The organism is Cohnella sp. 56, assembly GCF_037963805.1.
Taxonomy (GTDB): Bacteria; Bacillota; Bacilli; order Paenibacillales; family Paenibacillaceae; genus Cohnella.
Window position 1 is genome coordinate 265,308 of the sequence record NZ_JAZDQE010000006.1, and the last position, 14,438, is coordinate 279,745.

Annotated in this window: 10 protein-coding genes; all 10 read right to left on the minus strand. The window is 58.2% G+C overall.

The window, feature by feature from the left end; all coding sequences use genetic code 11:
- Positions 1-3: 3 nt before the first annotated feature.
- A complete protein-coding gene (locus VQ071_RS13550; RefSeq protein ID WP_340514541.1) occupies positions 4-939 on the minus strand; it encodes a carbohydrate ABC transporter permease in 936 nt (311 codons plus the stop codon).
- Positions 936-1,871 carry a carbohydrate ABC transporter permease gene (locus VQ071_RS13555; protein ID WP_340514542.1) on the minus strand — a complete coding sequence of 312 codons (936 nt, stop codon included), beginning with the start codon at positions 1,869-1,871 and terminating at the stop codon, positions 936-938. Before VQ071_RS13555 ends, VQ071_RS13550 begins: the two co-directional genes overlap by 4 nt.
- Positions 1,861-4,878: an extracellular solute-binding protein gene (locus VQ071_RS13560; protein ID WP_340514543.1), complete on the minus strand. Its 3,018-nt coding sequence runs from the start codon at positions 4,876-4,878 to the stop codon at positions 1,861-1,863. The genes VQ071_RS13555 and VQ071_RS13560 overlap by 11 nt, the downstream gene beginning before the upstream one ends.
- 15 nt (positions 4,879-4,893) lie before the next feature.
- On the minus strand, positions 4,894-6,006 hold the full coding sequence (locus VQ071_RS13565; RefSeq protein WP_340514544.1) for an ABC transporter ATP-binding protein: 1,113 nt from the start codon (positions 6,004-6,006) through the stop codon (positions 4,894-4,896).
- A gap of 475 nt (positions 6,007-6,481) precedes the next feature.
- Positions 6,482-6,916 (minus strand): HEAT repeat domain-containing protein, encoded by a 435-nt coding sequence (locus VQ071_RS13570; RefSeq protein ID WP_340514546.1) that lies wholly within the window; start codon positions 6,914-6,916, stop codon positions 6,482-6,484.
- Positions 6,917-7,058: 142 nt separating this feature from the next.
- Complete coding sequence (locus tag VQ071_RS13575) at positions 7,059-8,951, minus strand: heparinase II/III domain-containing protein (RefSeq protein ID WP_340514547.1); 1,893 nt, start codon at positions 8,949-8,951, stop codon at positions 7,059-7,061.
- 73 nt (positions 8,952-9,024) lie between these two features.
- Positions 9,025-9,912: a carbohydrate ABC transporter permease gene (locus VQ071_RS13580; protein WP_340514548.1), complete on the minus strand. Its 888-nt coding sequence runs from the start codon at positions 9,910-9,912 to the stop codon at positions 9,025-9,027.
- 21 nt (positions 9,913-9,933) lie between these two features.
- Complete coding sequence (locus tag VQ071_RS13585) at positions 9,934-10,833, minus strand: ABC transporter permease (protein ID WP_340514549.1); 900 nt, start codon at positions 10,831-10,833, stop codon at positions 9,934-9,936.
- A 69-nt stretch (positions 10,834-10,902) separates the two neighbouring features.
- On the minus strand, positions 10,903-12,612 hold the full coding sequence (locus tag VQ071_RS13590) for a hypothetical protein (protein WP_340514550.1): 1,710 nt from the start codon (positions 12,610-12,612) through the stop codon (positions 10,903-10,905).
- Positions 12,613-12,761: 149 nt separating this feature from the next.
- The gene (locus tag VQ071_RS13595) at positions 12,762-14,435 is read right to left on the minus strand and encodes a response regulator (protein WP_340514551.1); all 1,674 of its coding nucleotides are present in this window, start codon (positions 14,433-14,435) and stop codon (positions 12,762-12,764) included.
- Positions 14,436-14,438 lie beyond the last annotated feature (3 nt).

Here is a 14,438-nt window from a genome sequence, read left to right on the forward strand (position 1 = left end):
TCCTCACTTGATGCCCGAATGGGCCATGGTAGCGATGACTTTGCGCTGGAAAAAGATAAAGATGATCAGTTGCGGCAAAAAGATGATCAGCGCGCCTGCGGCCGCCACGCCCTGCATCGCCACGCTGTTCGCCAGATTTTGCGTCAATGTGCTTAAAAAGAAGGTCAGCGTCTTCATCGCTTCATCCTGCATGAAATATTTGGAGGTCTCGAGGTTGCCCCATACGTTCTGAAACGCGAGGATGCCGACTGTGGCGAGCGCGGGCATGATGACGGGCACGACGATGCGCAGGAAGGTTCCGGTCTCGCCCGCGCCGTCGATCTTGGCCGCCTCGATCAACTCTCCCGGCACCTGGTCGATGAACTGCTTGAGCAGGAACACGCCTACAGGCAGCGAGATGACCGGCAAAATATGCGCCCAGTACGTGTTCATAATCCCCAGGTATTGAACGACGATATAACGCGGAATTTCCATCGTCTCCGGCACGAACATCAGCGACAGCAGCACGACCGTAAACAATGCCTTATTGCCCGGAAAAGGATGCTTGGACAGCGCATAGGCGCAAAAGGCGCTGGTCGCGATCATGCCCGCCGCCGTCACGACCGTGACCAGCACGGTGTTGAACACAAGCCGGGAAAACGGGATAAACGACCGATTCGTGCTGTTCAGCAAATCCGTAAAATTCAGCAGCGTCGGATCTTTCGCAAAGTATGTCGGCGGGAACAAAAACAGCTCGTGGTAAGGCTTGAGCGCCTGATTAAACAAATACACGATCGGCAGCATCATGAAGGCGGCCAGCGCCAGCAGCGCCGCCATCAGCGCCCACTGCGTGCCGTCGATCCGGCGCAGGCTCCGCCAGGCATCGCCGGAACGGCCGGCGAGCGAGCGGGCGGAGCCGGACCTTCCGAGCCATCGGGGCCATCGTCTGGGCAGTCTCATGCGTCTCCCTCCTTCGGTCCGAGCAAGCCCCAGAACAGCCGCGACAGCAGCACCATGAGCAGCAGCAGCACGACCGACAGCGCGCAGGCGTAGCCCAGCTCGTACCGCACGAAGCCATAATCGCGGATATGGTTAAAAAACAGTTGTCCGGCATAGCCCGGCGTCGGATCGGTATCGTTGACCTGCCCGGTGATCTGGACGCCGATATCGCCGGCCTTCAGCGTGCCGACGATCGACATGATCGCGGCGAACAGCATCTGCGGCTTCATGACGGGCAGCGTGATGTACCATATCTCCTGCAGCCGGCTGCGGATGCCGTCGATGCGTCCCGCCTCATAGAGCTGCGGATCGACGTTCAGGATGCCGGCGAGAATCGCGAGGAAGCCGACGCCCATGCTCGACCAGATCGACACCGCGATCATGATGTCGAGCAGGTACAGCTTGTCGGTCACGAATTGGATCGGCTGCTCGATCCAGCCCATTCGCAGCAGCCAGCTATTGATGTAGCCGGTGCGATCCCCGGTGAACAGCACCTGCCAGATGACGATCATGGCGACGCCCGAGGTGAGCGACGGCATATAGATCGCCAGCGCATACCAGACGCGCGACCGGCGCGGCAGTTGGGCGATGACCCAGCCGAGCAGAAACGCCAGCACATAGCCGCCGGGTCCGACCAGCAGCGCGAACTTGAACGTGTTGGGCAGCACATGCTCCATAAAAATCGTGTCCTGCGAAAACAGATTGCGATAGTTCAGCCAGCCGACCCATTTGGGCGACTCGATCGCATTGTAATAGGTGAAGCTTAAGCCCAGCGCCGATAAAAACGGAACAAACGTAAACACGAACATCAGCAGAAAAAACGGCGCTACGTATATGTAGGACAGCCTGTACTTCCATATCTGTCTGCCCAAGCTGCGCAATCTAGCGGACATACCGCTTCACCCCCGTCCACGGCTCCGTCACCTGCGGCAATGGCCTCAGCTCGCCGGCGCCTGCCTGCTTGTCCGCAAGACCGAATTCCTCCTGCTTGCGCGCCAGCTCCCGGCTGATTTCCCGAATTCCTTTTTCAAGCGCGGGGCGGCTGTCGTCGCCGTCCACGACCGCCCGAATCCACGAGTTGGTCAGCTCGCGGGACGTCATATATCCGCCCGGCACATTCGGAATCATCTTGATCCATTGCCACTGATCGAGAATGACGGCCAGATCGTCCTTTTTCCACGGCATCCGGGCGAAGGCCGCCACATTGCCCGAGTTCCATCTGAGCTGCTCGCCGAAGTACGACTCCAGATCGAGACCGAACTCCGTCTGCGTATCGTCCGACATATACCATTGCAGAAACGCCCAGGCATGGTCCCGCTTTTCGGCAGGCAAGCCCTTCATCATCATCGCGGACGATACCGGTAGCGCATTGCCGCCGCTCCAGCGCACGATCTTGCCGTCGGCCTGCTTCGTGCCGGGCACCGGCGCGATGGCCCATACGCTCCTCAGCTCCGGCGCGGCGACCAGCAGCTGGATATACGTATTCAGATCTGACACCCCGATCGGCATATAGCCGCTGCGGAACTGATTGTAGAAGCTCTGCACCTTGGGCTCGAGTCCGTACACCTTGAACATGTCCGTCCATTGCGCGAAGGCGGCGAACGACTGCGGCGAATCGAGCGCCGTCTTCATCCCGTCAGGCGTGTACAGCTCGGTTCCATGCTGAAAGTAGAAGGGCGAGTAATCGTTCGGATCGAGATAAAAGCTGTAATTTTCCCGCATGAGCGTCGGCAGCATATCGTACACGTCGTCCCATGTATTCGGCACCTTCAGTCCGAGCTCGTCCAATATATCCTTGCGGTAGAACAGCACCTTCAGATTGGTCGTCTCCGGCAGGCCGTAATAGCCTCCATTATAATAGTAGGGAAGGAGCGCGCCCGGGTGGAATTTCTGGAAAAACGCTTCGCCTCCGGGCAAGACCGACAGATCCTCGGCAGCGCCCCGCAGTGCCAGATCGTACGGCGTATCGCGCGGGATGCCAAGCGCCACATCGGGCGTATTGCCGGTTGAATTCGCCATGATCAAGGTGTTGGCATCCGATATGATGTTGATCTTGACCTTGATGCCGGAGGTCGGCGTGAACTGCTCGTCCGCCAGCCGCTGCAGCTCCTGCGCGTAGTCCCGGCTCCACATCATCCATACGTTCAGCGTCTGGTCGTTACGGACATCCGCATTCCCGCGCTCATCGAACGAATATACGAGCTTTTTGAAGGAGCTGCCGACCTTTTGCAGAAAGGTACCCTTCACAGTGGGCATCGCCGTGCCGGACGGGACGATAAAAATTTTGTCCAGCTCCAGCGGCGCTTCGGTCAGCCGGGCCTTCTGCGTCTCGACGCTCTCCCCGAGTAACCCGATCTGAAGCTGCTTGGCCGGAATTTTATTCGGCTTGCGCAGCATACCCGCCAGATCCTCGGCGGCCGACGACAGCGCGCCCGATATCTCGTTGCGGGCGCCGTTGATGCGCACCATATCGCGGCTTAGCTGCGCAAACTGCGCCTGCAGCTCGGTCAGCGTCGCGGTGACGCCCGGCAGCTCCTTCTCGATGTCCCAAATCCGGTTCGGATCGGGATTGCCGCCCGCCGCCGCTCTCAGCTCCGAGGTCAGCCGGTCGATCTCCTCCGACATCCGGTCCATCTGCACGATCAGGGGCAGGTAAGGGGCAAAATTGACCGCAAGCGACAGCGTATGCTTGCCCTGCGTCAAATAAAAATCATAGGCCCCTCCCGCGCCGCCGGCCGTCGTTTCCTGCCAGCCCGACGAGTAGCGGAACGGAATCGACGCCACCTCCCGAAAAGGCAGCTTTCCGTCGATGCTGAGTGTGCGAAAGACGGTCATATTTTTGTTGAAGCCCTGATAGGCGGCGAATCCGATCTGATACCGTCCGTCGGCAGGCGCCTCGAACTCCCATGAGAGCGTCTGCTCCCCCCGATACCAGCGCAGCCCGCCGACCGTGTTGTAGACGATGCTGTCGTAGGACAGCGGCGTCAGGTTCGGCTCGCGCGTATCGTTGATCTGGATCGAGGTGTCGCTCTTGGACGAGGTTTGCTCGGCTTCGAGCTGAACGATATTTTCCTTGCTTTCCTTGCTTGCCTTGTCCCCGGCCTGTGCGGGCCGGGACTGCGGGTAAGCTTGACTGACCTTCGCATAGGCGGGTATTTCCGTCTGCGGCACGAGCCGCAGCGAAGCGATCGCGACCGGCTCGTCCAGCTTTTCGAGGCGGATGACGTTTTTCCCTCGCTCGAGCTGCCAGACCAGCGGCGTGCCGTAGGCGCCCTCCGAATCCTCGAACGCTTTTTCGTGCCAACCGCTCGTCTCGCGCGTCTGCGGCCGGATCTCATTGCCCTCGCGATCCAGGGCGAGCGGCCACTCGTCCGCAAAGGAGCGCGGGAACAGCACGGACCGCGCCTCGCGAAACGGATAGCTGCCGTTCATACGCACGCCGAACTGCACGGCCCCGGTCCCGCCGCCGTCCGCCTTGGACATCGGCAGATAGGTCAGCTTCATTTCATACAAGCCCGAAGCCGGCGCATCGACCTCATACTCGACCCAACCCTGCTCTGCGCGCCATAGCGCGACTGGCTTCCGGCCTTCGTATTCGCCCGCGACGACGCCCGCATCCGGGGATTGCCCGCGAATATCCGTTCCCTCCACAACGATGTCCGCCGCCGCTGCAGGAATCCCTTGCTCGTGCCATGCCGCCAGCCGTTCATATTGATACGGCTCCAGCCGCTGGTTGCCGGTGTCCGCCGCCTGCGCGGCCGGCCGGGATTTGGACGGCTCCTGCGCCGAACCCGCAGCAGCTCCGGCTCCACTGCCGCCGGCCTGCCCTCGTCCGAGCGCTGTCCACAGGATCAGCCCCAGCAGCAGCACCGCGACGATCGCGATTATCCACTTTTTCATATTGGCCCCCTCGACTCAGCGCAGCCGGACGCCCGTTCCGGCGGCGAAAAACATCACTTTAGCTTCGTTCAGCCGAATCCGCAGCGGCGCCCCGCTCTCGAATCGGCTGGACGGCGACATGCGAACCGTCATTCGGTGCTTTTGATCGACCCGCACATGGGCATACCGGTCCGAGCCGTAAAATTCGTCGAACTCCATCACTGCGTCGATCCCGGCGCCGGCCTCCTGCGCATGCTCCTCCGGCATATACACATTTTCAGGCCGCACCGCCAGCACGAGCGAGCGGTCGACGAGCCGATGCGTCCGCACGATATCGGCGAGCGCGGGAGACAGCGGCCAATCGACCCGGTTCGTCCGAAAGCGGAGTCCGCCGTCCAGCTCCTCGACGCGGCCCTCGATCAGATTGATCGGCGGCGAGCCGATAAAACCGGCGACGAACAAATTGTCGGGATCGTTGTACACCTCCTCGGGCGTACCGGCCTGCTGGATCAAGCCCCGGTTCAGAATGACGATCCGGTCGCCCATCGTCATCGCCTCGATCTGATCGTGCGTGACATAGATCGTGGTGACGCCCAGACTTTTTTGCAGCCGGATGATCTCGGCACGCATCTGCACCCGCAGCTTGGCGTCCAGGTTGGACAGCGGCTCGTCCATCAGAAACGCCTGCGGCGTGCGCACGATCGCGCGCCCCAGCGCGACCCGCTGCCGCTGACCGCCGGACAGCTCCCGCGGCTTGCGGTACAAATAATTCTCGATCTCCAGCACCCGGGCCGCCCGCTTGACCGCCGTGTCGATCTCATGCTTCGGCTCCTTGCGCAGCCGGAGTCCGAAGGCGATATTTTCGTACACCGTCATATTCGGGTAGAGCGCATAGTTTTGAAAAACCATCGAGATATCGCGATCGCGCGGCGGGATGTGGTTCACCTTTTTGCTGCCGATATAAATCTCGCCCTCCGTGATGCTCTCAAGTCCCGCCAGCATCCGCAGCACGGTCGACTTGCCGCAGCCCGACGGCCCGACGAACACGAGAAACTCCTGGTCCTTGACCTCCAGATTAAACCCGCTGACGACCGGCTCTTTATCTTTGCCGTACACCTTGCCCACCTGATTAAACAATATCGTCGCCACGCAGACGTCCTCCGTTCACGCTGGATTCACAATCATATTGTAAGCTCTTTCATGTAAAGGTAGTGTAAAGGTTTGCCGCTCGGCCCCCCAGCAACGCAAACGGGACGAAGCAGAGAATTCCTCTGCTTCGTCCCGTTTGCCTAATTCGACTTCTTTTCACTTCATAGCCGGATTTCCTCTCCGCCGCCGGAACGCTCGACATCCGCGAACCCGCTACAACACGGCTCTCATCACCGCGCTCTCGAATTCGCGGGAGGCTTCGGCATCGGAGCCGCCCGCGTTGGCCAGATTAGTCATGAGCACGGCGAAGAGGTCCTTCTCCGGATCGATCCGGAATTGGATAAAAGGACTTGTTGGATTGGATTGCTTCGCCCAAGCAATTCGACGCCCCCCTAGACCCGCCATATTTCGGCTTTGACAGCTTGGGCGAGCGCGCCGGGTTCGTCGTAGTGCAGTTCCCGTCCAGCGCGATCAGCTATAACGAAGTCCACACATTTTCAAGCCACTTATCAAAGTCGGAACCTCTTTCACCTTCGTAGGCATCATAAATATCGAGTCGCATTTTTTTCAATTTCTCTTTGAACTCTTCAAAGGAATGACCTGCCGGCAAGCTTTTCTTAATTCTTACCAAAATTTTTGTAACGCCTTTAATCAAGTCGCCTTTTTTCCTTGCCGGCAGTTGAACGTCTTCGCCGAATTGCTTGAGCTTGTGGTACGCAGCCTCTTGAACTTGATATACCGTGTCATTATTCAGCCTGTGCTTGAGCACGTCGATGGTTTTAGGATTGTTCCACCGGCCTAACTCCTCCACAGCGTTCAGACGTTCTCTCCAATTGGACGTTCGATTCGCGGATACCTTTAACGCTTCATAATTGGGAGGCAGTTCAGTCTTCACTTCTTCTATACTCAAATGATCCCATCCCGTTCTTTGTGATAGTTAGCGCGTGTCGATACGCAGTCTGATCTATATCATATAGACTAAACTTCTAACTAGCAACACGGGAGAGTGACCGGAGTGCGGTGGAAATGGCCGAGAATCTCATGCTCCAGCTTCAGCCGCGATCGATCGTAACGGCGATCGTTCTCTCTCCGGCAGCGACCGGATGCCGTTCCTCCAGAACGATGCGGTACATGCGGTCGCCCCAGTTTCTTGTCAGACGGCTCTCCATGCATTCGATCTTCTCGATTCGCGCGCGAAGATGCCCGGTGTCGTAGCGGACGATCGCCTGCTTGCCGGGCGCATAGGTCAGCCGGATCTCGCCGTTGCCGTCGCCCTCCATCGCGGGTTCGCACGGCGTCATCAATGAATGGAAGATGTCCGCAGGAGCGCCGTCCTTCATGACGAACGCGTCGCTCACCGTCACGGCGGGAACGCCGTCCCGGTCCAGCCGAACCGTACGCTCCCAAGACGCGATGCCTGCTTCCTCCGGATAAGCGTCGGCAATGTCCATTCGCAGCTCGGAGCGGTCGCCTTGCCGCGCGTATTCCGCGCAGCGCGCCCTGAACCTGCCGCCGCTCTGCTGCAGCACGCCTCGCACCGTCGGCAGGTTGTGGTACTGCGACTGCAAGTACCACAGCTCGTAGCGCTGCGGGCCGAACGTCTGCGCCTTATATTCCTCGGTGCCCAGATCGACGAGCAGCGGATAACCGTCGGCAAAGACGAGGAAGCTGCCGACATCGTTATGGTTGTGCGACTCTTCGTTGTTGCCGCCCTTGGCCGCGACGTACAGGCCCTGCTCGGTGCCTTCCTGTTCCCGTGCAGTCATCACCTGGGTCACGCCGAACCAGGCGTCGCGCAGATAAGGCGCCTTCGTCGGCTGCGCAAGCCTCTCCTGCTCGGCGAACAAATCCCGCGTATAGCCGAACAGGTTAAACCAGATTCGCGTGCTCGGTTCGCCGCTCGCCGGCAAGCTGGCGCCGAGGCGAAGGAGCGACTCGTCCCCCGTGCTGCGCCCGTAGAGGTATACGCCGCTGCCGCCGGGGTTCGACCTGGCGTCGCAATCGGCGAACGCCACGTAATAATCCCCGTGAATATGCACCTTCGGCATATAGGCGCCGATATCTCTAACGATCTGCTCGCCGAAAATATCGAAGCTTCCGCGCGATGCCAGCGACAGCAGCTCCAAGCATTCGTACAGGCCGCCTGCCGCCGCGTTCCAATACGACGGTCCTTCGTCGCAGCAGCCGTCGGCCGGGTATGTCGCGATGAACGCGTCGAGGCTTCTCATCACCTTGCCGATTCCCGCTTTTCTGACCTCGGGGTCCTCCTCGACGAGCAGGAATCCCGCCAGCACCGGGCCGTTGCACCACGGATTCCAGTTGTTGATCCGCTCGCCGGGCGTGAAGCCTTGCCACCAGTAATCGTCGTGCGCAAGGTAAGGCGTCAGCAGCCGGTCCTTCGTCTCCCGGACGATGCGCTCGTTGATTCGCGGGCTGATCGCGTCGAGCTTGCTTCCGAGCAGATAGCGGGTCCATAGCAGCAGCCGTGCCGTCTCCGCGGTGGCCAGCTCGACGCCGAATTCCGTATCGCTCGGCATGCTCTCTTCCTTATCGAATTCCCGCCAATGGCTGCGATGACCCGGGAATACCCAGGTCGTCTCTTCGCAGATGGCGAAGATCCCGTTCAATATTTGATCGAGGCGCTTGCCTTCGCCCTCCAGGCATTCGGCGATGACGAGAATGCCGAGCACGCTCCTCCGTTCGAAGAAGGCGAGACTGAGGCGCGACAGATCGCCGCTCGTCCAATAGGCGCGATAGTCCGACACTTTGAGCGCCGGCCACGCGTAATCCGCATAGCGGTCTGCAATTCGCAGCCAGCTCTCTCTTTTCCCGGACGGGATCGATTCCCAGGCTTCGCGGTCATCCGCCTTCGGGAACGGCGCGCAGGGGCCGTCACCGAAGCCAAGCTCCTCGAGCCGTGCCGAGCCGTAACGTTCGTATAACATCGTGCATTCTCCTCTCCATCTGTTAAAAAAACCGCCCCGTTCCGAAGAACAGGACGGCTCATCGGACAGCGCCTTATTCCTTGACGCTGCCGAGCGTCATGCCGCTCATAAAGTACCGCTGCAAAAACGGATACACGCACAGCACCGGCACCATGCCGAGAAAAATTTGCGCCGCGCGCACCGACCGATCGTTCAGCTGCGACAGCAAGCGCACCATCGTAGGGTCGGATATGGAGGACATATCCATACGGACGACGATCGTCTGCAAGTAGCTGGCAAGCGGATAATGGATCGGATCGTTCATATAGATGAGCCCGTTGAACCATTCGTTCCACTGCGTGACGATCGCGAACAGCGTAACGGTGGCAAGCGAAGGCATCGAGAGCGGGATGATGATCCGCCAGAGTGTCTGCCAATGGCCGGCGCCGTCGATGAATGCCGACTCCGACAGCTCCTTCGGCAGGCCTCTGAAGAAGTTAAGCATCAAGATGACGTTGAAGATCGGCAGCGCTGTCGGCAGCACAAGCGCCCAGATGCTGTCGAGCAGGTGCAAACTTCGCACGACCATATAGGATGGAATCAATCCGCCGGAGAACAGCATCGTGAACACGAAAAACCAGGCATATCCCGTCCGGAACCTCAGATTCGCCGCTTCCTTGGACAGCGGGTAAGCCGTAAGCACCGTTAGCAGCATGTTAACGCTGACGCCCAGCAGCACACGCTCTACCGAGATGCCCATCGAGACCAGGAACTCATGCTTTCTCGCAACGAACTCGTAAGCCTTCCATGAGAAGTCGACAGGCCATAGCGTTACTTTGCCGGCTTCAATCGCGGCGGCCGAGCTCAAGGAGACAGCGAACACATTAACCAATGGCAGAATGCATATAAGAGACAAAACCGCAAGGAAAGTATAGTTGAAAACAATGAACAGCTTGCGACTCCACGTGTAGTGTTGAACCATGACGATCCCCCTTGCGGCTTGTCAGAAAATGCGGTAATTGGCGAAACGATAGGCCATGACATAAGACAATGAAATCAGGACGAGCGAGATCACCGACTTGAACAGTCCGACGGCGGTCGCCACGCCATATTGAGCGCTGGCCAGGCCGATCCGGTAGACGTAAGTATCGAGAATGTCGCCGGTCGAATAGACGGAAGGGTTATACAGGTTGAAAACTTGGTCAAAGCCGGCGTTCAGCACGTTGCCGAGCGCGAGCGTCGTAAGCAAGATCGTGATCGGGATGATGGCGGGAATCGTCACGTTAAGCGTTTGCTGCCAGCGGTTCGCGCCGTCCAGGACGGCCGCTTCGTACAACGATGGATTGACGGCAGTGATGGCAGCCAGATAGACAACCGTTCCGAAGCCGAATTCCTTCAATACGTCGGTCACCGCCAGCACATAAGGGAACCATTTTTCATTGCCGAGGAAAAAAATCTTGTCGAATCCGAGCCACACGATAAATTGATTCACGATTCCGGATGTCGGAGAGAGGACATCGATCAAGATGCCGGCCATAATGACCCAGGACATAAAATGCGGCATGTAGATGATCGTTTGGACGGTGCGCTTGTAGAACTTCTTCATGATCTCATTCAGCAGAAGCGCGGTGACCAGCGGCGCGATGAGTCCGCCGATAATTTTCAAGAAAGCGATAAATACCGTATTCCGCAGTACTTCCCTTGTCTCGCGCAAGTGATAGATGTACTTGAAGTGCTCGAGCCCGACCCACTGAGAATGAAAGATCCCTTTCACCGGGACAAAATTCTCAAAGGCGATGACGATGCCGACCATCGGGCCGTAGCTGAACAGCAGCACAATGACGATCCCCGGCACCAGCATCAGGTGCAGCGGCCATTCCAGTCTCCAATTTCTGCGGCTCAATGGATTCCCTCCTGCCTTGCAGCAAAGAGGGGATAGCGGCTAGTGGCTAGCCCCTATCCCCGTTACTGCTTATTGAATCTGACCGCTAGCGTTGACTTCGTCGAGAATACTTTGACCGCCGGATGCCAACCAGTTTTTGGCCCACTCGTCGAAGTAGTCGAGCGGCTTGGTACCCATGATGATCGAAGTGATCATCTTGACCTCTTCATCGCGAAGCGACGGACCCTTTGCGACCATCGTCGTCGTCGGGTTGCCCAGATACGCCGATGTGAAAATTTTGTGGTTGGCTACATATTGGCCTTGGAGATTGAACACGCCGCCTTCCAGCCACGTCTTGCTCGCACCCCACATCGTCTTGTCGCCGGCCTCGAATTTTTTCACTTGATCGTAGTATTGCTTCTGTTCATCGTTCAGCGCCGACGTATCGCCGGATTCCATGGCGGCTTGAACCGCGGCAGCCGCCTTCGGATTGTTGTCGGGCATGTTTCCGTTGATCGGCGACAGGGCGAGTTCGCCGTAATCTTTGCCATCCACCGTGACCGTATGGTAATTTTTATCGAAGTGTTCGTACATCTTTTCCATATACTTGTTGAGCATCAGGATCGGAGCTTCCGGATGTTTGGACTTCTTGCTTACGACAAAGTAGTGCGAAGGCAATACGGTCGTGCTTTGCGCGAGCGCCGGCTGATCGTCGGACGATACGAGCGGATAGATGCCCCAATCCGAGCCCGGGATGTCTTTGTACATATTGCCGAGCGGCCAGCCCGGCACAAAGGAGGCCCCGAACGTCATTCCGACTTTGCCGGACGTCACGAGTTCGGCGGACTTCATACCGTCGATGACGCTGAATTCCGGATAGATCGCACCTTGCTTGAACAAGTCGGCCAGCTTGCCGAGAGCCGTCTTCACTTCCGGTTGAACGTCGGCCCATTGAACTTTGCCGTCCGCGCCTTTGATGAAGTTCAGATTCGTGCCGGTACCCTTGGTCGGATTGAACGGATACGCATGGTAGCCATTGAAGTAGCCGTCAAGACCGGACCAGCCGTTGAACAGATTGAGGTCGAGGCTTAGTCCGTACGTATCGTTTTTGCCGTTTTTGTCCGGATCGTTTTTCGTGAACGCCAAGGCGATTTTGTTGATATCGTCCATCGTTTTCGGCGGCTGAAGCCCCAGATTGTCTAGCCAGTCTTTGCGAATAAAGATGAGCTGGGTATCGTTGGTTTCTCCGCCGTTTGTCGGAATTCCCATGAGCTTGCCGTCTACCGTAGCCGCTTTGAGACGCAGATCGCCGCTTCCTGCGAATGAGTTCTTCGTAAATTCGGAAGCGTACTTATCGTAGACATCGGTCAGATCCGCGATCGATCCCGCTTCTACGAGGGTCTGGAACTGCTGGGCATCGACATCCATGAAGTCAGGCATGTCGCCAGAAGCCATCGTTACGGCGATCTTGTTCTGATACTGCTCTGTGCTTACTTTCCAGAGGTTTTTCACCTTAATGCCGAGATCGCTCTCAAACGTTTTCGTCCAAACGTTGACGTCGTAGGTTTCGCCTGGCGCAATCTCGGCGGCCGGATTGATGGCGCGCACGGTCGTCACTTCGATCGGAGGATCGAATTTGCCCCCCGGACCGCTCGGACCGGCATCTGCCGACGAAGCCGCAGCGCTTCCGCTTGCGCTCGTCGTCGCGCTTGGCGAATTGCCGGTACCGGCAGCTGCGTTGTTGCCGTTGCCGTTATTGCAAGCTGTTGCAGTTGTCATGATAAGCAGCAGTGAGAGCAAGGCCGAGCCTCTCACTTTCGCTTTCGTTTTTTTTGACACCATCTGCTTGCCTCCCCTATATCCTGCATTAAATGTGGTACGTTTTCATTATGGAGTCCCTACGACACGCTGAATATAAGAAACCGATTACATCCCTTATCCTTTTATATCTACTTGAGCGAATCGCGGTATTCCTGAGGGGTCAGCAACGTCATTTTTTTGAAAAACCGCGTGAAATAGGACGCCGAATCGTACCCGATCCGCATGCCGACCTCGTGAATCTTAAGCGCGCTCTCACCGAGCAGCATCTTCGCTCTCTCAATTCTCGTCCTCGTGATGTAGTCGCTGATGCTATGGCCCGTCTTCTGTTTGTACAATCTGGAGAGGTAAAAAGGCGTCAAAAAGACATGCTCGGCCAGCCGGTTCAGCGACAAATCCCCTTCGATATTTTCCTCCACATACCCATGAATCTGCTCGACGACTTCGCTCGTCTCCTGTTCGTTGCCGCCTTCCATGCGCTCGAACAGCAGATCCGCCAGCTCGCGGAAAAACTCGGAGGCCTCCCTCCACGAACGATGCTCACGAATCGAGAACAGCTTGCCCGGGATACCGCCGGCCGCGCCAAGCGCTTCGAACCGATTCAGATGCGGGATGAAGATCGCGGACAGCTCATAGAAAACCTCGAGCGGCAGGCCTGCCTCCAGCACAGCCGGCTCGCCGACGGCTTCCGTAATCTCGTCGAACAGCTGCTCGAACTTCGCCCGTTCCTTCTGCATCAAGTATTGGTCGAGCAGCCGGATGCGCTTCACTTTGCTTCGTGCCTTCTCGTCCCCGCTTTCCTTCGCCCGATCGTCCGACAGCAGCATCTGGCTGCCGAGTCCGAGTCCGCGGCCGAACAGCTGCGACAGCCGCTCGTATTTGGACGAGAGCGCGTCCCACTCGAACGGTTCGGCGGAGACAACGAACGAGCAGGCGAGCTTCAAGTAACGGCTGCAGGCGGTCTGAACGGATTCGAGCATCCCAAGCAAATATGCGTGCAGGTCGGCCTCTGGATCGGCCGCCGCTTCGGCACCTGTGTGCAGCGCCGGCTTGCCTGAGATTGCCTGACGATACCCCGACTCCGTCTTCGGCTGCAGCAGCCAGATCAGCCGCTCGTGATCGCCTCTGAAATGCGTCAGGTCGAATTCCTGCGCGACGAATTCTTCGAAGATATTGTTGATCGAATAGGCGAACAACACCTTATCGCCGCCCGTCGCATCCTCGCGCCAACGGTCGATCCGGCCGACGGCCATAACGACCGGCAAGTCGGGATCGAGCGGCACCTCCAGCTGCGCGAACCGCTCTCTCCGGACGGCTGGCGGCGAGTGTTCTCCTTCCAGCAGTCCGGTCAAATACTCCTTGCGCAGCGCCGGCAGCGCCAGCTTCAGGGACGAGCGAGCGCTCTCGATCAGCCCTTCGTAGGTCACTTCCTCGGTTATGACGTCAATCGCCTTCTCGACCGAGGCGACGATCGATTCGTCTCCTTCCGTCTTCAGCACATAATCGATCGCGCCGCCGCGAATGGACGACTGGATATAGTCGAACTCATTATAGCCAGTCAGGAAAATCGACTTGCAGCGCGGCCAGAGGCGCAGCACCTCCTTCTGCAGCTCGATGCCGTTCATCTCCGGCATCTCGATATCCGTCAGTAAAATATCGATGCGCAGCTTGCGCACGATCGCCAGCGCTTCGGGTCCGTCAAATGCCTCATAAACCTCGAGCGGATAATCGGACTGAGAGGAGAATAGCTCGCTTAAGCCTTCGACGATAATCGGCTCATCGTCGACGATCAGCATCCGGTACATCGC

Excerpts from the sequence above, each read along its gene's own strand:
- VQ071_RS13550 (WP_340514541.1), bottom strand. The coding sequence starts at position 939 with ATGAGACTGCCCAGACGATGGCCCCGATGGCTCGGAAGGTCCGGCTCC.
- VQ071_RS13555 (WP_340514542.1), bottom strand. The coding sequence starts at position 1,871 with ATGTCCGCTAGATTGCGCAGCTTGGGCAGACAGATATGGAAGTACAGG.
- VQ071_RS13560 (WP_340514543.1), bottom strand. The coding sequence starts at position 4,878 with ATGAAAAAGTGGATAATCGCGATCGTCGCGGTGCTGCTGCTGGGGCTG.
- VQ071_RS13575 (WP_340514547.1), bottom strand. The coding sequence starts at position 8,951 with ATGTTATACGAACGTTACGGCTCGGCACGGCTCGAGGAGCTTGGCTTC.
- VQ071_RS13580 (WP_340514548.1), bottom strand. The coding sequence starts at position 9,912 with ATGGTTCAACACTACACGTGGAGTCGCAAGCTGTTCATTGTTTTCAAC.
- VQ071_RS13595 (WP_340514551.1), bottom strand. The coding sequence starts at position 14,435 with ATGTACCGGATGCTGATCGTCGACGATGAGCCGATTATCGTCGAAGGC.